Raw genomic sequence first — 21,665 nt, 5'->3', positions numbered from 1 at the left:
AATTTGGGGTTTATATTTCCTAAAAAGGGTTGATCTTAGACAGAACGTCTTTTACTGTAGACGAATGGTAATTTGCTTTAGATTAAGTTTCTTTAACGTCTTTTTTGATCAATTACAAAGAATACCACTTGAATTAATAGCAACAACACCATGGCTATAATTTGCATGTGTACCACTTGTTCTAAACTGTCGTGAAAGAATACGACTAAACCTACTTGAAGCATTCCAAAAAGACCTGAAATAACCACTGGAACATATCTATCTAGAGACAAATAGTAGTAAGCAAACAAGTTTGATATTGCAAATAGTCCTGTTGCTAGTGCATACTTCCATAACAATGGAGCCATTGCTAAATAACTATCTCCAAATAATAGTGTAATAGCTGTTTCAGGAAACAAAGCACAACCAATAATTATCAAAGCTGCAATAATTGCTATGTAACCAACATATTTAAATAAAATAGGTGCTGTTTCTTTTCCTTCTTTTTTAAGTTGAATTACAGTTGGCAACAACAACATTACAAACATCCAAGCTATAAAGTAAACGATTCTACCTATAAGTGCTAGCGAAGCATAAAGACCTGCATCATAAGACTCAAAGTAATGCTTAACCAGTAATATGTCACTGTTGTTGATTATAATTTGTGTTAATTCATAAAACGCTGTTATTAAGAAAAAACGTTTTACTTGCTTTGAATATGTTGAAGGTATTGCATAAGATGATTTAAAACTAAATCCTTTAAACTTGAATGGTATTAAACCAAACCCAAAAGAAATTAAAATACCCACAGCAATAACTACTGAAGACTGTATGTTGAATAAAAAAATTAAACCTAGTGTGATGAGTAGTCTACTCAACATTTCAGATTGATAAGTAACTGATAATGCTTTAAATTGCTTTTTACCTTGAAAAACACCTCTGTTTACACTCATTAAAAAGTACAAAGGCACTCCAATACCAAAAATAACGAACATACTAGACGAAGATGTATTAAAAACCACCTGTAAGTCTTTAGCAAAAAAGACTATTAATGCTCCAAATGCTAAACCAAATATTGTGGCATTTTTATAAATTCTAGCTATAAAGCTGTTAAAAATTTCATTCTCAAAAATCACTGAAAATTTAGCAGTCACCAACTGAAATGTCATTGCTACAAATGATAGCACCAACAAAAAAGTGATTAATACTGCGGCATCAGCAAATTGAGCAGGTCCTAAAACACGACCTAAAATAAGATTGTATAAATAGTTTCCTCCGTTTACAGCCAAAACGCTTAACATAAACAGCTGTTCTGGAGACATTTTCTTAACTTTTATTGTAGTAGTTGCTTGCATGACTTTAGGGCTTTAAGATCAAACTTGTTTAGGCTACGTTTTTAAGTCTTAACTCGTCAAAAATTTCTTTACAACCATTACCTAAAATGTAAAATGGCTTTTTCCAAGCTTCTGCTTTTTCATAAAGTGATTTTAAAGCTCTCATTCCGTTAGAATCAATTTCGGTTACATTATTGATGTCTATCGATAATCCGTTTCCTGAATTAAGTGCAATGGCAAAATGCGCTTGAAAATAGCTTGCAGTTGCAGCGTTAATTCTCCCTTTCACTTCAAATGTTTTCTCGTTTCTTGTAATACTAAGTGCCATAATCCAATTATTTTTGTGTGTTTGTTTTTGATTTCTGATACAAATATCTTTCAGAAAACACTGTAAAATGGTTGAATTTCGGTGAGTGGTCGATTGGTGTAGACGAATGATTAAATACGAATGCTTAACTTGCAATTAACTAAACGCTAAAACATGAAACTAAAACCTTTTGTTTTATTTATCTTTTTCATAAGTAGTATTGTTGCCTACTCGCAAAACATGCAAGAAGGGTTTACATATTTAGAAACAGGAAAGTACAATGAAGCCGAAGCTTTTTTTAAACATATTTTAAAAGAATATCCCAATAACAAAACAGCGCGTTTATGTTTTGGAAGAGCAGTTGGATTAAACGGAAACCCAGAACAAGCCAAAATTCTTTTTACCAACTTACTTGCCGATTATCCTAACGATTTTGAAGTAAAATTAAATTATGGAGAATCTTTACTTTGGAATAAAGAATTTAATCAAGCTAAAACCTACTTTAAAAATTTAATTAAAGAAGACCCTAAAAGTTTTCCTGCTTTGTTAAGTTATGCAAACACCTTGTCTAACTTAAAAGATTATGAAAATGCTTTAATTTATGTAGACAAAGCGCTTGAGGTTTCTAATAACAATCCTAATGCGCTAACTTCTAAAAAATACATGCATTTAGGCTATGCTTACCAAAATCAACAAGCTCAAAACTATGATGTTGCTGAAGCCATACTGAAAAAGAATTTAGAACTCTTTAAGGATGACAAAGACACGCTTCTCAATTTAGCTAATCTGTACTTAATTGCTAACAGACTAGAAGATGCTGAAACAACTTATACTATTTTATCTAAAAATCCTGAAAACAAAATTTTAGCATTGAATGGTTTGTCACTAGTTGCACACTTAAATGGAAAAGAAAAAAAGGCTTTAGCTTTAAGCTCTCAAGCTTATGAAAGTTTAGAGGCTTCATCTGACGAAAAAACAGAACAACAAACTACGGAACGTTATATTCAGGCACTTATTTGGAATAAAAAATATAAGCCAGCAAACACACTTATTAATTCTATCATAGAAACAAACCCTAATGAGAATTGGATATTAGCACTTCGAGCAACACTTAATATTTATAAAAGCGATTTCAAAAAGAGTCTAGACGATTATAATCTTATTTTACAAAACGACAGCACGTCGTTTGATGGAAATTTAGGAAAAGCCAATGCATTAAAAGCTTTAGGCAAGTATGACGACGCTTACACATCTGCTGAAAACACTTTAAAATTCTACAACAAACAAAAAGACGCAACTAATTTTATAACAACACTTAATAATAATTTCACGCCTTTTTACGAAGGAAAAGCGTCTTACTCTTTTGATAATGGTGACAACGAAGCTTTTGCATTTAGTAATAATTTAGAATTCCCTCTATCAACAAAATTTAAAGTTTTAGGAAACTACAATTACAGAACCACAAAGAACACTACCACTAACAATAAAGCAACATCAAACGATTTCAGCCTAGGATTATCCTATCAATTAATACCAACTATTACTTTTAAAGGTACTGCTGGTATAACATCGGCAAATGCTAGCTCAAGTGATTACACACAGTTACTAACTGATATTTCTTTCAACATTAAACCTTATAAATTACAAGATTTAACTATTGGCTACAAACGCGAAATACAAAGTTTTAATGCCGAATTATTAGATAGAGAAATTGTTCAAAATAACTTTTATGCTAATTATAATGTAAGCACAAATTTTAATTTAGGATGGTTCACTCAATATTTTTACACAAGTCAAAATGACGACAACACTAGAAATCTTCTTTTCACATCTTTGTATTATAACATCTTACCCAAACCATCACTTAAAGCTGGTTTAAACTACCAATACATTACATTTAAAGACCAAGTGCCTACAGTTTATTTTTCTCCTGAAAAGTTTAACGCAGGAGAAGTATTTGTGAACATCATTAAAGATGAAGCTATTACAAAGCCTAAAGAATGGTTTTATGAACTTACTGCTGCAACAGGCTTACAGTTTATAGAAAACAACAAAAGCCAAAGTACTTATAGAGTACAAGGTAAGTTAGGTTATAGTTTTTCTGATCGTTGTTTGGCAAATATATTTGGAACACGAAGTAATATTGCATCAACAACTGCTGCTGGTTTTACTTTTACCGAAATAGGCATACGCTTTAAATGGTTACTCTTTGATAAGCCGTTGTTTAGAGACTAAACGCTATATAAACGAAAAGGCAAAAAACTTTCGTCTTTTGCCTAATCTTCTTGCTAATAATCAGGGACTACTTGATAAGCAGCTTCAAAGTGTCATAGGTTTGTGTTTTGCTTATTACTTTACAGAAATACAAACCAGAGCTTAAGCTGTTTCTATTTATGTTAATTACATTTTTTCCTTGTGAAACATTACTATTCATGTAGTATACTTGCTTACCTAACTGGTTGTACATTACAAATTGCACAGTTTCATTTTGATTAGCTATAAACTGAATAGATGTGTTTACAGTCATTGGATTTGGTATAGCAGTTACAGTATTATTTAGAGTTTCCTCTTCATATGTTTCTAAATCTAATGTTTCTGCCTCTTGTCTAAATTCTAGTCCATTAATTCCAATATTGAAAGGTGCATAACTTGCATAATCTCCTATTACCGAAAACACTATTGTTTTCACATCATCTATAGTAGCTGATACGCCATTACCATCTACAAAATCAGAAAAAGAAATTGTATAAGTTGTTTCGTTTTGATTTTCTGGAATAGTGTATCTAAATCTATTATTCCAATCTTGCAGGTTTTCTTGCATTAATACAATTTCTATTGGCATATTGTTAGTTATATTGAATTTTAATGCTGAATACTCGGTTACATCTAGTGTTTGATCTCCTGGTAACACGTGTCTGAATAAGTTTACATTACCCTTTACTTGACCTGAAACCATAGGTTGCCTTTCAACTTCATAAGCGTCATCAGTATAATCTATCGCTTGATTGTCTACAAAAAATGTATCTATTGTTGCATACTCTTCAAGATAGTCAACTCCCCAAGGTCCATCAGCTAGGTATAACGCGTCTTGTTGTGTTGACGCACTTGTAGTTAATGAGAACCCAATATCAAACAAACTTCCTGTTTGTATAGAAACCGAATCATTCCAATCTCCATTTAAGCTTACTGCTTGTGTCATATTTGTTCTATCAGACACTTCTGTTGCTGCAATACTACCATTGAATGTAAATGATGATGCACTAACTTTGTTAATGATATTTAAGTGTAACGCACCATTACTATAATATCCTGAACTCACAAATACTGGAGGAACTACATCGCTTAAAGTTTCACTGTTTAAAGGCTTTTCAGCAGTTAAAGTATCAATAATGTGATTTCCTATTGAAAATACTTGCGAGAATGAACTACCCCAAATTTGGAAGTTATAATAATCGCCTTCTGGGTATTGTGCTATATTCCAAAAGCTATATAATTCATTAGCTGCATCGCCTAGCTTTACTGAAAAGCTTAAAGTAAACTCTGTTTCTCCTGTAGCTCTTTTTATTTTTGAACTTATAATTTGATGACCTCTTACAGTTACGGTTCTAACATCTTCTAGAGATGAACTATTTAATCTATCACAAATTACCTTTGAGTGGTCATAAATACTACCCTCTGTTGCAGTTGCTAAAACTGCTGAAACTCTAGTTTCTTCTTTATAAAAATCTACTGAAAATATTTCTGATGCGTTTGTTACACCTAGTAAATCTTCTGGACTAGACACATAAGCAGTTTCTGTTCCATACATACCTGTTTCTGGCAAATAAGACTCTAATGTTGTTGTGTTTGTACTAGATCTGTACAGTATTTGTTGCTTAATAAATGGTGCTTGTTGCACTTTTCTATTTTGCACTTGACCTGTTTTAGTTCTTTTAAAGTTTCTTTTAGCAATTAAACCTGCTAAATTACCATTACTTTCAAGTCCGCCATCATTAGCTGAAGACACATCAGTTGCACTCGAAACATCAGCATAATTTGTTGTTCTTAATGCCTCATATGGATTTGCTGACACATAAAAAATAGCATCGTTAAAATCGTTATCACAAGAGCCATAATCTCTTCTTATATCTTCAAAACCAAGAATAATACGCTCATTATTTGGATCGTTTAGTAACACATTATGGTGTCTTAAATTTTCTTGAGCTTCAGGGTTATAATCTGGATTTGAAAATAATTGCCATAAACCATTTCCAACAGAACTACTACCAGAGCTCCAAGCATTTGCCAACAACACCCAACCAATTCCCGTTCCTGGTTGAAATGTTCCTATTTTCACTTTATCTCCTACTACTAATCCGCCACCACTACCTAGTGCTGACACATTAGGAAAAATAATAGTAATGTCTTCTGGTTGAGGCGCAGTAGCTGGTGGATTGTTTACATCATATGTATAAAAACCTAAAACATTTTTATAACCTGCACCTTCGCTAACAAATGTTACCCAAACGTCTGCTAAATCATCAATAATTAAATCGGTATCATATCCTGATGAAATGTAATGCGGATTGTAATCTGGCACAGGATAACTTTCAGGTAAAGAATTGCTAATCATTTCTAATGTAGCAACATCAACGGTGTCTCCTATAGGTTCTAAATAATCTGGGACTCCATTTGCGCTGTAAGATCCTAAATATTGATAGTTTTGAGCGTTGATTGTAGCACTCAAACATAAACATAATAATAGTAGTAGTTTTTTCATGATATAATAGATTTATACCACAAAACTATACTGTTGTTAAGGTGTAAAGATTATTTTTCGACGAGTAAAAATTTACTGTAGACGAATGGAATTTAAAGCAAGTTAAGACGTTTCATTAATTCTGGTCTATTAGAACGACTTACCGGAATTACATCTTTTTTAATAAGTACACTATTATCTTCTATATCAATAATTTTATCAACGTTAATGATATAGGAACGATGTATTTTCAAGAACAAATCGTTAGGTAGTTTTTCTTCAATTTTTTTTAAGGTAGAATGTACTGTGTAGTTTTTGTCTTCGGTTTTTACATTAATGTAATCGCCTTTGGCTTCAACCAAATATATGCTTGGAATATCAATCTTAATTAAACGTCTGTCAATATTTACATACAAGTCGTTACCTGAAGTTGTTTCTACTTTTTCTGTATTAGCATCAGACTTTTTAGGTGCTGTACTTGCTACACTTTCAGCTTTCAAAATGGCTTTTTGAAAACGTTCAGGCGTAATAGGTTTAACTAAATAATCAACAATACAGTCATACTCAAAAGCTTCAATAGCAAATTTAGGATCTGAAGTGGTAAGTATTATTTTTGGAGGATTTTTTAGAGTTTGTATAAAATCAAAACCTGTAAAATCAGGCATATGAATATCTAAAAAAATCAAATCTACTTCGTTTTGATTTAAATATTTTATGGCTTGTATAGCATTAGGAAATTCTTCTAGAACGTTTAAACTAGAAATATTACTACATAACTGCGAAATGATAGCTCGTGCAGTAGCTTCGTCGTCAATAATTATACAATTCATAAAATTAGGTTATAGTGTCTCTAAAAACTCTGTCATGATTTGTAAGATAGATTCAAAATCTTCTCTACCTGTTGTGCTACTTTCTATAAGGTTATGCTCATAGGTAACAGCAACATCATAACTTTTTTCAAGTCCTAAAATACTAATTTTATGTTTAAGTTTATGAACGTTTTCGGCAGCCTCCTTAAAATTATTAGCGTTTATGTTATTAAAATAAATGCGCTTTTCTTCAGGAAACTCTGTTTTTATAATATCTATTAGCTTTTGTTCAAAGGCTTTGTCTCCTCCTGACATACTTGCTATGTAAGATAGATTAGGCTGCTCCATCTAGTTGTTTTTTTAAGGTAAAAAAGAATGTGGTTCCTTCATTAAGTTTAGAAGTTAACCAAATTTCACCTCCATAAATTTCTACAATCTTTTTTACTATTGACAATCCTATTCCTGTTGAGTCCACACTGTTTTCAAGTTTTTCAAAAGTGTTAAATATCTTATCATGATATTGCTCATCAATACCTATACCATTATCCTTGATATAAAACTCCCAGTGTTCGCCTTTATCTAAAGCACCTAATTCCACAAAACCATTTTCTTTGTCGTTATACTTAATAGCATTATCAATAAGGTTTTGAAATAATTGAATCAATCTGCTTTTGTCTCCATAAATCTGTGGCAAATGGTTTACTTTAACCTTGAAATTTCCAGGTAAATGCATAACCGAAACCAACTCGTTTACTAGATTTTTTAAATCTACATCATAAAACTCTACTTCACTTTTTGAAATGGTTGAGTATTGTAAAATTCCATTGATAAGCGTGTCCATTTTTTCAACATTGGCTCTTACCAAGTTAAGCTGAGAATTGCAATGAGCGTCTAGTTTGTCTTTATTATCTTCTATTAACCAAGACACAAGTGTATCAATACTGCGAAGAGGAGATTTTAAATCATGAGATACCATGTGCGCATAATCACTAAGCTCTTGATTTTGGTGCTCTAACTCTTTTAATAATTTTTCTCGCTGCTTATTAATTTCTAAAATTTCTCTTGCTTGATTATCAATAAAATCGACAAGTTTTAGTTCATTTAAATCATTATTAGTTTCACTCTCACTAGAAGTATTATCCACTAGACCTTTAAACGTTTTTGTAACTCGCTTAAGCTTGTCTATAATCTTTTTTTGAGATTCAGCTTCTTCCCTTAGTTTTTGATTAGCTTCAAACAGTTCATCAGAGCTAATGGTCATTGCACGCTGTTGCATATTAAACTGCTCATCAAAGTTGGTGTATGACCTATCAACAGCATCTAAAAACTGTTCTATTTTTTCATCTGAGGCTAATTCTTCAGTTAAGTATTTTCTTATTTGACGTTTTAGTAATGAATTCATTATTCGCTTATTAGCGTTATAGTCATGGTTTGATTATGTAATTGACAGTTAATTTCAAGATTAAAAGGCGCTATTTCTCCATAAGAGTAAAAACCACAAATTGTTGTATCGTCTCCGACTATTGAAACTACTTCTTCAATCTCTTCCTCAACACGTTGGTCTAATACAAGTTTTCTACCAATACAACTAACTAGTAATGCTAATTGAGGTTTTGTTTTTCGTTTTTCAATTGCTTGTTTAGCAGCCAATTCTGATGCATTTGCAATATTATCTACATTAGTCATCATTAATTGCACTCTAGAATTCTCAGGGATATCACCTGCTAAAACCATAGCGTTAGTTTCTTCATCAATATTTAAAATAGTACGCACATAAGACTGCTTTTCGTTGGCAGACAACACATTAAGCGGATACAACAATGCTGCTGCTGGTAACTCTTTAGATTTTTCACCTAAATACTTTTTATACAAATCTAAAGCTGGTTGACCATCTAGCTCAAACAACACATTAGACTCTGACGAAGTTACTACACGTTCTGGTCCAAAAGGTGTCCAACCTCCATGAATTGCAAATGAAGCTTCAAAAGTTTCGCCATAAAAACCAATAGCAATTATTTCTCCTTGCTTAGGGTTTTCATTGTATGCTGCTAGTGTTTTTTCAAAACGTGCAGCATCACCACATAAACCTCCTGTAACAAGTAACTCATTATCACTTGCTGAATTCATACCTTTAGTAAGCTGGCTTCCGTTTATAAAACTACCTTCTGAAATTACGAAAACGTGTTTTAATCCTTCTTGGTCGAACTGATTTACCAAATCTTGTCCTGTTTTAAAACTGTCTAAATCTGAATTTAATACGTTGCTCCTTTTTATTTGAAATGTGCTTTTTTCAAACTCAATTGCTGTTACAGTTATGCTATCATCTGAAACAAATTGAGAAGTTATATCTCCACTAGTTGAACCAAATACAAGATGACCATCTGGGAATTTTTGACGAAGCTCATCGTAAATCCCTTCATCTTCTAATAAAAATCTATTACCAAACACTAAAACCAAAGGTTGCTTTAATGTTATATCATTTGAAAGATATTCCCATCCTTGGTCTTGTTGTTTTCTTAACTGTACTGTTTTCATATTATTTTTTTAATGTGAAATAAAATGTGGTTCCTTTTTTGGGCTCACTTTCTAACCATATTTCACCTTCGTGTAAATTGACAATCTTTTTTACAATAGATAAACCAACACCTGTTGAGTCTTTACTTTTGTTTAACGAATGAAAGATTTTAAAAATTTTATCGTGATATTGTTTTTCAATTCCTATACCATTATCAGACACTGAAAACTGATAAAACTCTCCTACGTCTTTAACATTAATATGAATTTCTCCTTTTGGTTTATCAATGAACTTTACAGCATTGCTAATTAAGTTTTGAAACAATTGCTGCAGTTTTACTTTATCTCCTTTTACAACAGGTAACTTATTAGCCACAGAAATGTTTATATGCTTTGGAACATACAGTATTTGACACAGCTCATTAACAACTTCGCTTAAATTTACATCAATTTTTTCTTTATCATTTGAACCAATACTAGAATATTCTAAAACATCGGAAATGAGTTGTTCCATTTTTTCCAAAGTGGTTTCAATATGACTTATATTTTGAAGACTTGCCTCATCAAGCTTATCTTTATTATCTTCTTTAATCCATTGCATTAAAGCATCTATACTTCTTAGAGGAGATTTTAAATCGTGAGATACTATGTGAGCATACTCTTGAAGCTCATTGTTACTTTTTTCTAATTTAGATAAGAGGTTTTCCTTTTGCAATTGTAAGCTTTTAAGGTCAGTAATATCTAGATGAATTCCTATTGAACCAATGACATCTCCATTTATATCATAATTTGGAGCTCCACTAATTAACCAATGCCTTATATTGCCTTGTTTAGTTTTTACTTTTATTTCGTATGAGTTCGATTCTCCTTTTAAACGCTTCATGTTTTCCTCTGCTATTACATCAGTTCCACCTTCAACAGGAAAAATGAGTCCTCCTTTTTTACCTTTTAGTTCTTCTTCAGTATACCCAGACATTTCAGAAAAACTCTGGTTAATCATTTGAATTTCATCATCATTATTCACCTCCACAAGACCTAAATTCATGTTAGCAATAATGCTACTATACTTTTGTTTTTCGGCTTCAATAGCTGATCTATACTTATTTTCCAAAGTAATGTCTCTTACTATTCCTTGAGCTGCTACAGGTTTATTGTCATCATTTAAAATGATACTTGCGTTGATTTGAACTAACTTTTGTTCTCCATTTTTAGTGTTCAGTTTTATTTGAAAGTTTGTAATTGAACCTTCAGTAATTAAAGCTTCAAAACTGTTCATCACATTATCAACTTCTGATGGGTCTGCCAGTTCTAATAGGTTTAAATTGTCTTTTTCATTATTGAAACCTAGTAAATTTATTGCAGCATCATTCATTTTAATAACATTTCCCCATAGATCCATTACCACATAAGCATCAACAATGTTTTCAAAAACACCTTTAAGTTCTAGTGTTTTTTCTTTAACAAGCTTTTCGAGTTTTTTATTGGATTCTTGTAGTTTTTGGGTAGTATCATAGAGTTGAGCAGACTTTTGTTCTAAGATTTCTTCGGCTGCTTTTCGTGCAGCTTTTTCTCTTGCAAGTGCTCTTTTAAGAATCTCTATTTCTTCTTGACTCATTGTTTTTTATTAATGGTAAACCTTACTTCAGTACCTTCTTCATTAAGCTTTTCAAAATCAATTTCAGCTGGTACTTTAAACAGTTTAAAGGTTTCTAACATTAATCCTTTCCCTAGCATATACAACGCCTTATCAGATTTATAAACCATTACCATTTTGGTGTCGGTTTTTTCTTCTAATTCAAACGTAGGTAATTGTGCTTCAGGGTAAATTTTCTTAACCTCAACATGAATATGATTTTCTATGGAAGCTAACAAATCCATTGGGTCTTTGTAGTGTTCAACTAAGTTTGGGTGCGATTTTATTAGGGCTTTAAACAAATGTTCAGAATACACCATTAGTAAATCATCTACAGAGATGTCAGTATTTTCACTTAAATGCGAAATAAGTTGAAGCATCTCTGAAAACTCATAGGTTCCAACTGCAGTGTAGACACCGTTTGATTCTAAATTTGATTGGTTTATGATTTTATCAACCATAACTAAACCAAATTTTTCTTCAACTAACTCTAAAAACTCTGTAAAAATTATTCCTTTCACTATGCTGTAATTAATTCGTTAATGCTCCAATATGCTAATAATTTTTCAATTTTAGAAACATAATCTTCATATTTTAATGGTTTTAAAACATAGCCAGCAATTCCAATTTTGTAACACTCCAGTAAATCTCGTTGATTATTAGAGGTTGTAAGAATTATAGTAGGAATATATTTAAGTCTATCATCATTTTTAAGGATTTTTAAAAACTCAATACCGTTAATTTTAGGCATGTTAAGATCCAACAAAATGATATCTGGAAGATTATCTTTTTGCTCAAGAAGTTTTAAGGCTTCTTCACCATTATTAGCTTCTCTTATTTTATGATTTAGTTGAAGTGAACTAGAAGCTCTATTAAGTTTCATTACTTCAATCATATCGTCTTCTATAAGTAAAACATTGAGGGTTTTCATGTCAAATAATTAATATTAATCTGCAAAATAAATTAATACTTAATATTTGTATCTTTTAATTCGTTTGAGGGTGATTAAGTGTCGACGAATGGAATTTAAGTGTCGACGAATGAAATTGACTAGTTTAACTGCTCTCTCATTTTTTTAGTCATTCCCTTAACTACCATATCATAAGAATGATCAATGAGTTCAAAAAGAAATGCTGCAGAAATCTCACCAGAATTGAGCTCAACAGAATTCCAATGTACTTTGCTCATATGGTATCCTGGATAAATACTATCGTACTCAGCCCTTAACTCTTGAGCATACTCAGGATCGCACTTTAAATTAATGAAGCGATTACCTGACTCCCATTTTTCAAGTCCTACTAAAGCAAACATTTTACCTAAAACCTTAAACACTAAGGTGTGTTCATCAAAAGGAAAATCTTCAGTAACGCCTTTCTTCTTTAAACAGTGATTACGTAGTTGATCAATATTCATAGTATTATAATAATCGTTCCATTACTCTTTCTGGTTGTTTTAATTCAGTATACCCAAACTGCTCATAGAGCTTATGAGCATCAAATGTTTTAAGCATAAAAACTTTACACGTTTGTAATTTAGGCTCTTCGTTAATGGCCTTCATTAGCTTTTTTGAATATCCATTTCCTCTATATTCAGGTAAAACAAACACATCCATTAAATAAGCAAAAACAGTATAATCTGTAGCTAATCTAGCAAACCCAATTTGCTTACCTTGTAAATATACTCCAAAACAAAAAGAATGTTCTATTGATTGTTTTACCTCTTCTAAAGTCCTTCCTTTAGCCCAATATGTTGTGGTTAAAAACTGATGGATAACCTCAACTTGAAGTTTACTTTTTTGAGTTGAAATTTCAAACATTATGAAATTTGTTTAACGTTATTGTCTTCAATTTTTAATGCAGAATAGTCTAACGACCAACCAATGGTTTGCACAATATTTTCAATTAATGAAATCGCCTCAAGCGCTTCTTGTTTAGCGACATTAAACAATCCGCTTTCTGGCACTTTGTTCATAATATGAATTTTTGCTTCATTGTGCAACTCGGTTAAATCAGAAGCTTCAAACTTATTGAACATACCATCTTTTTTATCGTAATAATTTAAATCGGTTTCAACACTTAGCACTTCAGGTTGCGGAAAATGATACAACTTTACGGTTTTTGTTTTAGTATCCGATTCCATTTTTATTTTTGACAAATCAAACCCAACATGTGCTTTGGCGTTGATAACCACGAGTGCTTTCTTTTTACTTGTAACTAGTTTTAGAAAGCGTTCTTTTACATCTTCGTAATGATAAATTTCGGCAAAATCACCTTCAACAGTAATAAACTTGCACACTTTTTTTATTTTATCTAAGAGTATAACCGATTGTGAATTTGTACGCTTTTTAATTTGAAATTGCTTCACTATAGTTACAATAGCCAAGGTTACCAAAATGCTAATAATAATTATAAAGAATGTTTCCATAATTAATCTTTTCCTATACTACCCAAATGAGTGTTCTTAAATGAATCGGGAAATTTTAATCCATAGCCAAAAATTCTATCCATTGAGGCATGTGAAAATAAAATAACACCTGTAAGTTTTAGAGGTTCACTTTCAAAATACATGCCAATAAAATACACAAGTATTGCAATTGCTTTATTGTGAAAAATATTATAACTAATAGCTCCAACCTTAGTATTAACATAGTATCCTAACGCACCAACGTCTGGAAGTAAAATCAATACCAAAAACCACCACCAAGCATAAGTAAGCTGGTTAAAAGCAAAAATTCCCAAGGCAAACATTGCCAATTCTTCAATTTTTAATTGTAGCTTAATATTAGTTAACAACTTCATACAAAACAGGTTTACTTGGTGTAGCATCGTTTTCAAAAGGTGCTATTTGCAGGTTTAAAAAGTAAGTACCATCTACCACATTATTAGGCACAAAAATAAACTCGGTTATGGTTGCATCTAACCTTAATTTTCCTGTGGTATTCCAAAATGCATTATGAGCCAACAGCTTACCTTCGTCCTTTTCTTTATCTACACTTGGCAAGTCGATAAGTAAGTGCTTAACGCCTTTCTTTTTTAAATAATTAGCAGTCTCCTCAAGCAAATACGTTGGGTTTGTATTAGAATACTGCATTGACAGCTTTTCTTTGGTATTTGGTATGGTTCTTATGACTACTGCATCTCTTTTTTTATTTCCTAATGCAAATTGCACTTGCTTTTTAGAAATCACAAAATCATCATTCAATTTTTCTGGCGCAACTGTTATAACTTCAGCTAAAAAAAAGAATTGATTAAGGTTTTGGTTTATAGAATGTACTTTTTTTGTAATGTGTCCTACACACTCAGTATGTGTACCATGAGCATGCGGATTAAACTGAATGTTATTAAAATTAACAGGCGACCCTTTAGCTACACTAGCAATCCAATCTTCTATTTGAACAGGCTCAATTTTTGGTTCGTCAATATACCACGCATTTACATTTTGTTTTGAGGCAATTAACGGTATGGATATGTCAATTGGTTGTGAAAAATCTATTTTATATTTGTTTGAGTTGTATTGTATGCTTGCAATCATTTATGTGTTTATTTTAAATAAGTCTGAAGCGATGCCATCGCTTAAAAATTTTCCTTTTTTGGTGACTAACAATTTGTTTTCTTCAATATACAACAATTCATTTTTTAAATGGTTATCTGCTTGACTCAAAAGATAGCTTTTGTAGTCTTTACCAAAATCACGTTCAACTTTATCTAAAGACACTCCCCAAATAGTACGCAACCCAGTCATAACATACTCGTTGTATGCATCAGTTACTGTTAGGGTTTCGATTTCTATTGGTAGTTCGTGATTTAATATTGATTTAATGTATTTTGAATTGTTATTTATGTTCCAGCCTCTAGTGGTTCCATCAAACGAATGTGCTGAAGGACCTATGCCTAAATAAGGTTTTCCTTGCCAATAAGCAGAATTATTTCTACTAAAGAAACCTTCTTTTCCAAAGTTTGAAAGTTCGTAATGCACAAACCCATTTTGGTTTAGCTTTTCAATTAATATATGAAACTGCTCATTAGCCAAATCATCGTCAACATTGGCTATAATACCTTTTTTTATGAAATGTTCCAAAGCTGTTTTAGGTTCTACGGTTAAAGCGTAGCTTGAAATATGAGGAATATTAAACCCTAATGCAGTGTCAATATTTTCAATCCAACGTTCATTGGTTGACCCTGGAATTCCATAAATTAAATCGATAGAAATATTACTGAAATATTGTGTTGCTTGCTCTAAACAGGTTTTAGCTTCATTGGCATTATGAGCACGATTCATTAGCTTTAAATCATCTTCAAAAAAAGACTGAATACCTATACTCAATCTATTTACAGAACTTTTTGACAATGCTTTTAAATACTCCGGATTTAAATCATCAGGATTTGCTTCAAGAGTAATTTCGGCAGTTTCAGAAACCTGATAATCTATCTTTATCAAACCAATAAGCCATTCAATATCTTCAACTTTTAAAATGCTTGGAGTTCCACCACCAAAATAAATGGTCTCTATTGTGGTATTTTTCATTTCGTTTTTACGCAAAATGAGTTCCACTTTAAGAGCAGACAACATTTTATCTTCTTGCTTTAACGATGTAGAAAAATGAAAATCGCAATAGTGACAAGCTTGCTTGCAAAATGGTATATGAATGTAGATTCCTGCGATGAGTTTAGATTTAAAAGATTATAATTTAACGAAGATTAAATTTAGGTTGAAACTTTCTTTTTACAACTAATTTTCTTCTAAAAGCCAAATAAAAAGCATACCCAAAATATCCAAATGCTAATACCAAAAAGAACCAAATCCATTTACTTTTTTTGTTCTTAAACTCAATTAACCTCAACTCTAAAAAGAAAAGATAAATTAAACTTAGTCTTAAAATCAGAAAGAATGTCATAGGATATTCTTTACTTATTCACTCTGTCTTCATTCTGCTTCACAAAGCTTGCCCAACCAGAATAGCTTTTACCAACCTCCACTCTACCTTCGTTGTAAAAGTGGCAAACTGCAGCTGCTAAACCATCGGTTGCATCTAGGTTTTTAGGTAACGTTTTTAAACCTAAAGTACTTTGTAGCATTTTAGCTACTTGTTCTTTACTGGCATTACCATTTCCTGTAATTGCCATTTTAATTTTCTTTGGTGAATACTCAGTAATTGGTACTTCTCTAGATAAACCTGCTGCCATAGCAACACCTTGAGCTCTACCCAATTTTAACATACTTTGTACGTTCTTCCCAAAAAAAGGTGCTTCAATTGCAATTTCATCAGGATGATGAGTTTCAATTAACTCAATAGTACGTTCAAAAATGAGCTTCAGTTTTAAATAATGGTCGTCGTATTTTTTTAAATCCAATTCGTTCAACTGCAAAAACTGCATGGTCTTTCCAACAACTTTTATAAGCCCAAAGCCCATAATTGTTGTTCCAGGATCAATACCTAATATAATTTTTTCTTTACTCATGCATTAACAATATTGACAACCACTTAATGAAAAGGTTATACCAAAAGTTACCGTCAATAAATTTCCATTAAAAGCACCATAACCTTCAGTAATTGGGTCAAAATCCTTTCCAAAACCTAAAATGTATGATACATCAGTGTAAAATGACATACGTTTGTTAAAAGCATAGTGCACTTCCAAGCCTGCCATTGCATTTAAAAACGACACATCATTTCCTGAATAATTACCAAGCGGTTTTACAAACGAATATCCAGGTCCTGCATGTGCTACAAGTCCCATTCGCTCTGGAAGAAACGTAAGGGTTTCGGATGGATCGTAGACTACTTGCAAATTAAGTCTTGTATAATTGGTTTTAAATTCTGGCGAATTATCTTCACTTGAAAATCGGTTAAAACCAAAATCAACCTTTGCTCCCAACTGCGATTTAAACATGTGTTGAATTCCTAAATTCACTGTCGGAAAATTTACAGGCTTACTCTCAAAATCAGCCACAAAACCTGACTGCGACGGATTGTTAAACCCAAGTGCCAATTGTGCTTTCCATTTGTTAGTATCTCGTTGCGCTGTAAGTGTTGCTGTAACAAACACCATAAACACACATACTAAGAGTGATTTTATATGTTTAAAATTTGAGGTCATAGTCTAATTGGTTTTATTTGTAATATGCTTCTAGGAACGCTTTCTTACAAAACTAAGCAATTCTTTGTTGTGCTTATTAAATTAAGCATAGTTGTTGGCGCATTTTATTTTATTTATAAAAAACTGACAGATAATGAGTATTTAGATTTTAACGATTTTACTCGATTTTTATCCGAAAACAAGTCGTTTTCAGTAAAAAACATTACTTTTTTAATCATTTTAAGTGTTTTTAATTGGTTTTTTGAAATTGTAAAATGGAAAACTTTAGTCGATTCCATCAAAAGGATATCCTTTAAAAATGCACTTGAACAAACCTTAGGTTCGTTAACAGCATCATTAATTACACCTAACCGAATTGGTGAATATGGAGCTAAAGCAGCTTACTATACTAAAGCATTTAGAAATCGAATTGCACTATTAAACCTTGTTGGCAATATGATGCAAATGACAGTTACAGTACTTTTTGGTATTGCTGGTCTTATCTTTTTTAAATTAAACTACAACCTGGACATTAATTACCTTAAAGTATCAAGGTTCTTATTTATTATACTTTTAGTAGTTGTGCTCTCCTTTTTTGGAGCTAAGCATAAAACATTCAATATAAAAGGAAATACGCTACAAAAGATCATTCATTTCATTGTATATTTACCAAAAACTGTTTTAGTTAAAGGGTTTTTACTTTCTGTAATTAGGTACGCGATTTTCTCATTTCAGTTCTATTTTCTGCTCACTATTTTTGGAGTAAATGTACACTACAGTAATGCTATGATTGTAATTACAAGCATGTACCTATTAGCCTCTATTATTCCTTCCATTTTTATTTTTGATGTAGTGATAAAAGGTAGTGTTGCTGTGTATTTGTTTTCTATTGTTGGCGTAAATGAGCTTACTATTTTATGCATTGTAACGTTAATGTGGTTGTTGAATTTTGTCATTCCGAGTGTATTTGGAAGCTATTATGTCCTCAATTTTAACCCACCTAAAAACACCTCAAACACATGAGTTTAATAGCACTTATTATTGTGATCCTATATCTAGCTTTAATTGGAAGCCTGATTTTAGGCTTTGACAAAGTGAATGAATTTACTTTAAAAGATGTTACACCAGAAAATAGGTTTTCAATACTTATTCCTTTTAGAAATGAAGCTGAAAATTTACCTGCTTTATTACAGTCCATTTCAACACTAAATTACCCAAAAGCACATTTTGAAATTATTTTTATTGATGACGATTCTGAAGACAATTCAGTAACACTCATTAATGCGTTTCAAAAAAAATCGAAGCTAAACATAAGCTTAATTAAAAACACTCGCAGTTCAAACTCCCCAAAAAAAGATGCTATTACATTAGCTATTTCACAAGCAAAACACCCTTGGATTATCACCACAGATGCTGATTGCGTTTTACCTACATACTGGCTTGATAGTTTTGATTGTTTTATACAAGAGCATCAACCCGATTTTATTGTAGCTCCAGTAACGCTTAGCCATTGCAATACGTTTTTTAAACGCTTTCAATTACTTGAAATTTTAAGTCTGCAAGGAGCAACTATTGGTGGTTTTGGCATCAACAAACCATTTTTGAGTAATGGTGCCAACTTAGGTTTTAAAACAGATTTTTTCAATACTGTTAACGGTTATCAAGGCAACAACACCATTGCTAGTGGTGATGATATTTTTCTTTTGGAAAAAGCTATTAACCATCCTCAAACGCAAGTAGAGTATTTAAAATGTGATAAAGCTGTTGTAACTACAATACCTGAAAATAGCATAACAAGTTTATTTGCACAACGCGTTCGTTGGGCAGCAAAAACAAGTAACTATCGTAATGTTTTTGGAAAACTTTCTGGATTGGTCATTTTTACAATGAATGCTGCATTGCTTTGTTATTTACTATTTGCTATTTCAGGAGTTGTTTCATATAAAGTGTTGGTATATGTGTTTATTATAAAGTTTTGCATAGACTTTCTTCTCATTTTTAAAAGCGCTCGATTTTTTAACCAAGAACATACTTTGTTCTCATATATTTTTGGCTGTTTTTTATATCCTTTTTTTAGTGTTTTCGTGGCCTTCACATCTGTTTTTAAAGGATATAAGTGGAAAGGAAGAGCATACCGAAAATGATGTTTTATCATTTATTTTTGTTAGATTTACTAAACTATAATCCTAAATCCTGATGAAAAAAATAGTCGCTATTCTCTGCATTTTGTTAAGTTATGCTTCAATGAGTGCTCAAGACACCTACACTGTAAATGGTGAAACCCTAGAGTTAAAGACCGAAATTGACGGAAATCTGGATTTACTTTGGACAACTATTGATGGTAAATACCGTTATTTTGTAAGGACTCAAAACAACACCATCTTAGAATTAAAAAACACCAAAGGTGACAACAACAAATACCAAGAAGAGTATAAAACCACGCTAAACAATGTCATGGAAGATTATGGTTTATCAACTGATAAGGTAAAACTCACACTTGGCAGCCTTAAAGACTTTATTGATATGTACAATAGTACGTCTGACGTGTCTTACCAAACGCAACTTAAAAAGAACAAACTCGAACTACGTTTAGGTGTTTTTGGCGGTATTACCAACAATCCATTTGTTCCAAACCCTGATAACTTAAAATCTCCTGTTTTTGGAACCGAACTAGAAGTGATTACTAATGCTGAAAAACCTATACACTCAGGTTTTTTACAACTTAGACAAGTTCTTAAAAACGATGATTTAGAATACACTTCAACCGAGTTTTCTTTAGGCTACAGATGGAGAGCTATTAATATTTCAAACTTAAGTATTTATGGCAATGTAAAATTTGCAACACTCAACTTTAGTAAAGTAACTGTAGCAACCGAAGATGACGTTATTGAAGAAAGCGACACTTCTTTTAATGCGCCTTTTATTTTTGGATTAGGTGCCGATTACAAAGTAGGCAATGGTTATATTACATTTGGGTTTAATCAATTATTTGCTTTAGATTTAGACACTAACGACAATTTCCCAACTGATTTTACATTGGGTTACAAGTTTACGCTGTAAATGAAATTATCAAATTTTAAAACCTCTAACCCAGCCTTTACACCTTATTTTTGGGACGACAACAAAAAGCCTGAAGCAAAAATGACTGTTTCAGGGATTTTTGTAAAATCCATGTTATCCATATTGGTTATTGCTGCAGTTACTGCTGGAGTTTGGAAACTTCATGAAGATGGAATGGATGTAAGCTGGTTTACACTTGGTGGTATGATTGCTTCAATAATTGTAAGTGTAATGATTTCTTACAAGAACAATTGGGCACATATTTTAGTGCCTATTTACTCCATAACCAAAGGTTGTTTTTTAGGCGGTTTTTCGGCTTATGTAAGAGTTAAATTTCCTGAGATGCCTTATCAAGCTATTGGTGTTACCATTGTAACTTTTTTTGTAATGCTCATCTTATACCAAACACGAATTATTGTAGTTACCAAACAACTTAGAAGTGTAATTATCACAGCTGCTGCAAGTATATTTTTGGTGTATATAATTTCGTTTATTTTAGGCTTTTTTGGTATCAAATCGTTTATTTGGGGAACTTCTTGGGTTGCCATTATTTTTAATGTAGTTGCAGCAATTGTAGCTTCGTTTTCATTATTGTTGGATTTTGATTTTATAGAACGTCATAAAAACAAAGCACCAAAATATAAAGAATGGCTTGCTACTTGGGGACTTTTGGTAACTCTGGTTTGGTTGTATGTTGAAATTTTACGCTTAATGCGAAAGCTAGCAATTCGGTTTTAATTAATACTAACTATTACAGGAAGATTAAATTGAGTTGTTACCTGTTGACTGCGTTTTATTGCTGGATATATTTTAGGTAACGAATCAAAACTATGAGTTAACAAACTATCCAACTCAGGAATTTGTTGACGTGTGACATCAGAACTTTTAATGTCTTCAATAGTGAATTGACCTTTGCTATCAATTTTAATTTTTAAAATAACAGTATCATTAACATCTTCAGATACTACAATGTTATGTTTTGAAAGGTTTTCGTTTAGTATGTTTCGTAGTGTGGTTTCGAAGCAGTTTTTTTTGTTTGCCTTTCCAGAAGTGGTGTCGCACGATGCAAATGTAGGATACTCATCAACATCATTCCAGTTGAAGGTTTGCAACTCTTCCTGAAGAATTTCTTCTGTAGAAATCTTCTGTTTATCAAAATAGTCGCAAGACACCAACGTAAAAACACAAAAAATAAAGAATAAGTGCTTCATTAA

At 31.9% G+C, this 21,665-nt stretch carries 24 protein-coding genes; 5 read left to right on the top strand and 19 right to left on the bottom strand.

Going from position 1 to position 21,665, the window contains the following annotated elements; genetic code table 11:
* Positions 1-92 precede the first annotated feature (92 nt).
* Both ABD011_RS03555 and ABD011_RS03550 read right to left on the bottom strand, forming a co-directional pair.
* Complete coding sequence (locus tag ABD011_RS03555; RefSeq protein ID WP_343795828.1) at positions 93-1,334, bottom strand: oligosaccharide flippase family protein; 1,242 nt, start codon at positions 1,332-1,334, stop codon at positions 93-95.
* Positions 1,335-1,362: 28 nt separating this feature from the next.
* Positions 1,363-1,641, bottom strand: a complete 279-nt coding sequence (locus tag ABD011_RS03550) for an STAS domain-containing protein (protein WP_131506127.1) — start codon at positions 1,639-1,641, stop codon at positions 1,363-1,365.
* Positions 1,642-1,794: 153 nt separating this feature from the next.
* On the opposite strand from ABD011_RS03550, the gene ABD011_RS03545 reads away from it, so the two are divergent.
* Positions 1,795-3,855: a tetratricopeptide repeat protein gene (locus ABD011_RS03545; protein WP_343795825.1), complete on the top strand. Its 2,061-nt coding sequence runs from the start codon at positions 1,795-1,797 to the stop codon at positions 3,853-3,855.
* Positions 3,856-3,922: 67 nt separating this feature from the next.
* On the opposite strand, the gene ABD011_RS03540 is transcribed toward ABD011_RS03545, so the two are convergent.
* The 16 genes from ABD011_RS03540 to ABD011_RS03465 all read right to left on the bottom strand — a co-directional run bounded on the left by ABD011_RS03540 (position 3,923) and on the right by ABD011_RS03465 (position 17,412).
* On the bottom strand, positions 3,923-6,379 hold the full coding sequence (locus ABD011_RS03540) for a DUF4114 domain-containing protein (protein WP_343795823.1): 2,457 nt from the start codon (positions 6,377-6,379) through the stop codon (positions 3,923-3,925).
* A gap of 92 nt (positions 6,380-6,471) precedes the next feature.
* Positions 6,472-7,188, bottom strand: a complete 717-nt coding sequence (locus tag ABD011_RS03535; protein ID WP_343795821.1) for a LytR/AlgR family response regulator transcription factor — start codon at positions 7,186-7,188, stop codon at positions 6,472-6,474.
* A 9-nt stretch (positions 7,189-7,197) separates the two neighbouring features.
* Positions 7,198-7,515 (bottom strand): Hpt domain-containing protein, encoded by a 318-nt coding sequence (locus tag ABD011_RS03530; protein ID WP_343795820.1) that lies wholly within the window; start codon positions 7,513-7,515, stop codon positions 7,198-7,200.
* Complete coding sequence (locus tag ABD011_RS03525; RefSeq protein WP_262732246.1) at positions 7,502-8,569, bottom strand: sensor histidine kinase; 1,068 nt, start codon at positions 8,567-8,569, stop codon at positions 7,502-7,504. Before ABD011_RS03525 ends, ABD011_RS03530 begins: the two co-directional genes overlap by 14 nt.
* Complete coding sequence (locus tag ABD011_RS03520; RefSeq protein ID WP_343795818.1) at positions 8,569-9,702, bottom strand: FIST signal transduction protein; 1,134 nt, start codon at positions 9,700-9,702, stop codon at positions 8,569-8,571. The genes ABD011_RS03525 and ABD011_RS03520 overlap by 1 nt, the downstream gene beginning before the upstream one ends.
* 1 nt (position 9,703) lies before the next feature.
* On the bottom strand, positions 9,704-11,296 hold the full coding sequence (locus ABD011_RS03515) for a sensor histidine kinase (RefSeq protein ID WP_343795817.1): 1,593 nt from the start codon (positions 11,294-11,296) through the stop codon (positions 9,704-9,706).
* On the bottom strand, positions 11,293-11,835 hold the full coding sequence (locus ABD011_RS03510) for a heme NO-binding domain-containing protein (RefSeq protein WP_131506134.1): 543 nt from the start codon (positions 11,833-11,835) through the stop codon (positions 11,293-11,295). The genes ABD011_RS03515 and ABD011_RS03510 overlap by 4 nt, the downstream gene beginning before the upstream one ends.
* Positions 11,835-12,245: a response regulator gene (locus ABD011_RS03505; RefSeq protein WP_131506135.1), complete on the bottom strand. Its 411-nt coding sequence runs from the start codon at positions 12,243-12,245 to the stop codon at positions 11,835-11,837. Before ABD011_RS03505 ends, ABD011_RS03510 begins: the two co-directional genes overlap by 1 nt.
* A gap of 119 nt (positions 12,246-12,364) precedes the next feature.
* The gene (locus ABD011_RS03500; protein ID WP_131506136.1) at positions 12,365-12,727 is read right to left on the bottom strand and encodes an MmcQ/YjbR family DNA-binding protein; all 363 of its coding nucleotides are present in this window, start codon (positions 12,725-12,727) and stop codon (positions 12,365-12,367) included.
* Between the two features lie 4 nt (positions 12,728-12,731).
* Positions 12,732-13,130, bottom strand: a complete 399-nt coding sequence (locus ABD011_RS03495; protein ID WP_262732250.1) for a GNAT family N-acetyltransferase — start codon at positions 13,128-13,130, stop codon at positions 12,732-12,734.
* A complete protein-coding gene (locus tag ABD011_RS03490) occupies positions 13,130-13,738 on the bottom strand; it encodes a DUF4230 domain-containing protein (protein ID WP_131506137.1) in 609 nt (202 codons plus the stop codon). The genes ABD011_RS03495 and ABD011_RS03490 overlap by 1 nt, the downstream gene beginning before the upstream one ends.
* Before the next feature lie 2 nt (positions 13,739-13,740).
* On the bottom strand, positions 13,741-14,112 hold the full coding sequence (locus ABD011_RS03485) for a DUF4260 domain-containing protein (RefSeq protein ID WP_343795811.1): 372 nt from the start codon (positions 14,110-14,112) through the stop codon (positions 13,741-13,743).
* The gene (locus tag ABD011_RS03480; protein WP_343795809.1) at positions 14,096-14,845 is read right to left on the bottom strand and encodes a cyclase family protein; all 750 of its coding nucleotides are present in this window, start codon (positions 14,843-14,845) and stop codon (positions 14,096-14,098) included. Before ABD011_RS03480 ends, ABD011_RS03485 begins: the two co-directional genes overlap by 17 nt.
* Complete coding sequence (gene hemW / locus ABD011_RS03475) at positions 14,846-15,976, bottom strand: radical SAM family heme chaperone HemW (protein WP_343796778.1); 1,131 nt, start codon at positions 15,974-15,976, stop codon at positions 14,846-14,848.
* A gap of 242 nt (positions 15,977-16,218) precedes the next feature.
* A complete protein-coding gene (gene ruvC / locus ABD011_RS03470) occupies positions 16,219-16,773 on the bottom strand; it encodes a crossover junction endodeoxyribonuclease RuvC (RefSeq protein ID WP_343795807.1) in 555 nt (184 codons plus the stop codon).
* Positions 16,774-16,776: 3 nt separating this feature from the next.
* Positions 16,777-17,412 (bottom strand): outer membrane beta-barrel protein, encoded by a 636-nt coding sequence (locus ABD011_RS03465; protein WP_343795805.1) that lies wholly within the window; start codon positions 17,410-17,412, stop codon positions 16,777-16,779.
* A gap of 24 nt (positions 17,413-17,436) precedes the next feature.
* Between ABD011_RS03465 and ABD011_RS03460 the strand changes: the two genes are divergently transcribed.
* From ABD011_RS03460 to ABD011_RS03445, 4 genes are read left to right on the top strand one after another with little or no spacing between them, the layout of a single operon-like run.
* On the top strand, positions 17,437-18,414 hold the full coding sequence (locus ABD011_RS03460) for a lysylphosphatidylglycerol synthase domain-containing protein (RefSeq protein ID WP_425545547.1): 978 nt from the start codon (positions 17,437-17,439) through the stop codon (positions 18,412-18,414).
* A complete protein-coding gene (locus tag ABD011_RS03455; protein WP_343795801.1) occupies positions 18,411-19,535 on the top strand; it encodes a glycosyltransferase in 1,125 nt (374 codons plus the stop codon). Before ABD011_RS03460 ends, ABD011_RS03455 begins: the two co-directional genes overlap by 4 nt.
* Positions 19,536-19,587: 52 nt before the next feature.
* Positions 19,588-20,451 (top strand): hypothetical protein, encoded by an 864-nt coding sequence (locus ABD011_RS03450; RefSeq protein WP_343795799.1) that lies wholly within the window; start codon positions 19,588-19,590, stop codon positions 20,449-20,451.
* A complete protein-coding gene (locus ABD011_RS03445; RefSeq protein WP_343795797.1) occupies positions 20,452-21,189 on the top strand; it encodes a Bax inhibitor-1/YccA family protein in 738 nt (245 codons plus the stop codon).
* Here the strand turns inward: ABD011_RS03445 and ABD011_RS03440 are convergent.
* Complete coding sequence (locus ABD011_RS03440) at positions 21,186-21,662, bottom strand: hypothetical protein (RefSeq protein WP_134198532.1); 477 nt, start codon at positions 21,660-21,662, stop codon at positions 21,186-21,188. The two genes, ABD011_RS03445 and ABD011_RS03440, sit on opposite strands and share 4 nt — an antisense overlap.
* Between the last annotated feature and the right edge of the window lie 3 nt (positions 21,663-21,665).

This window comes from Gaetbulibacter jejuensis, from assembly GCF_039524015.1.
Taxonomy (GTDB): domain Bacteria; phylum Bacteroidota; class Bacteroidia; order Flavobacteriales; family Flavobacteriaceae; genus Gaetbulibacter_B; species Gaetbulibacter_B jejuensis.
Note: the sequence above shows the minus strand (reverse complement) of the source record. Positions and strands in the feature narration are given on the sequence as shown.

Coding starts and splice junctions, on each gene's coding strand:
- ABD011_RS03555 (WP_343795828.1), bottom strand. CDS start 1,334: ATGCAAGCAACTACTACAATAAAAGTTAAGAAAATGTCTCCAGAACAG.
- ABD011_RS03550 (WP_131506127.1), bottom strand. CDS start 1,641: ATGGCACTTAGTATTACAAGAAACGAGAAAACATTTGAAGTGAAAGGG.
- ABD011_RS03545 (WP_343795825.1), top strand. CDS start 1,795: ATGAAACTAAAACCTTTTGTTTTATTTATCTTTTTCATAAGTAGTATT.
- ABD011_RS03540 (WP_343795823.1), bottom strand. CDS start 6,379: ATGAAAAAACTACTACTATTATTATGTTTATGTTTGAGTGCTACAATC.
- ABD011_RS03535 (WP_343795821.1), bottom strand. CDS start 7,188: ATGAATTGTATAATTATTGACGACGAAGCTACTGCACGAGCTATCATT.
- ABD011_RS03530 (WP_343795820.1), bottom strand. CDS start 7,515: ATGGAGCAGCCTAATCTATCTTACATAGCAAGTATGTCAGGAGGAGAC.
- ABD011_RS03525 (WP_262732246.1), bottom strand. CDS start 8,569: ATGAATTCATTACTAAAACGTCAAATAAGAAAATACTTAACTGAAGAA.
- ABD011_RS03520 (WP_343795818.1), bottom strand. CDS start 9,702: ATGAAAACAGTACAGTTAAGAAAACAACAAGACCAAGGATGGGAATAT.
- ABD011_RS03515 (WP_343795817.1), bottom strand. CDS start 11,296: ATGAGTCAAGAAGAAATAGAGATTCTTAAAAGAGCACTTGCAAGAGAA.
- ABD011_RS03505 (WP_131506135.1), bottom strand. CDS start 12,245: ATGAAAACCCTCAATGTTTTACTTATAGAAGACGATATGATTGAAGTA.
- ABD011_RS03500 (WP_131506136.1), bottom strand. CDS start 12,727: ATGAATATTGATCAACTACGTAATCACTGTTTAAAGAAGAAAGGCGTT.
- ABD011_RS03495 (WP_262732250.1), bottom strand. CDS start 13,130: ATGTTTGAAATTTCAACTCAAAAAAGTAAACTTCAAGTTGAGGTTATC.
- ABD011_RS03490 (WP_131506137.1), bottom strand. CDS start 13,738: ATGGAAACATTCTTTATAATTATTATTAGCATTTTGGTAACCTTGGCT.
- ABD011_RS03485 (WP_343795811.1), bottom strand. CDS start 14,112: ATGAAGTTGTTAACTAATATTAAGCTACAATTAAAAATTGAAGAATTG.
- ABD011_RS03480 (WP_343795809.1), bottom strand. CDS start 14,845: ATGATTGCAAGCATACAATACAACTCAAACAAATATAAAATAGATTTT.
- ruvC (WP_343795807.1), bottom strand. CDS start 16,773: ATGAGTAAAGAAAAAATTATATTAGGTATTGATCCTGGAACAACAATT.
- ABD011_RS03465 (WP_343795805.1), bottom strand. CDS start 17,412: ATGACCTCAAATTTTAAACATATAAAATCACTCTTAGTATGTGTGTTT.
- ABD011_RS03460 (WP_425545547.1), top strand. CDS start 17,437: ATGCTTCTAGGAACGCTTTCTTACAAAACTAAGCAATTCTTTGTTGTG.
- ABD011_RS03455 (WP_343795801.1), top strand. CDS start 18,411: ATGAGTTTAATAGCACTTATTATTGTGATCCTATATCTAGCTTTAATT.
- ABD011_RS03450 (WP_343795799.1), top strand. CDS start 19,588: ATGAAAAAAATAGTCGCTATTCTCTGCATTTTGTTAAGTTATGCTTCA.
- ABD011_RS03445 (WP_343795797.1), top strand. CDS start 20,452: ATGAAATTATCAAATTTTAAAACCTCTAACCCAGCCTTTACACCTTAT.
- ABD011_RS03440 (WP_134198532.1), bottom strand. CDS start 21,662: ATGAAGCACTTATTCTTTATTTTTTGTGTTTTTACGTTGGTGTCTTGC.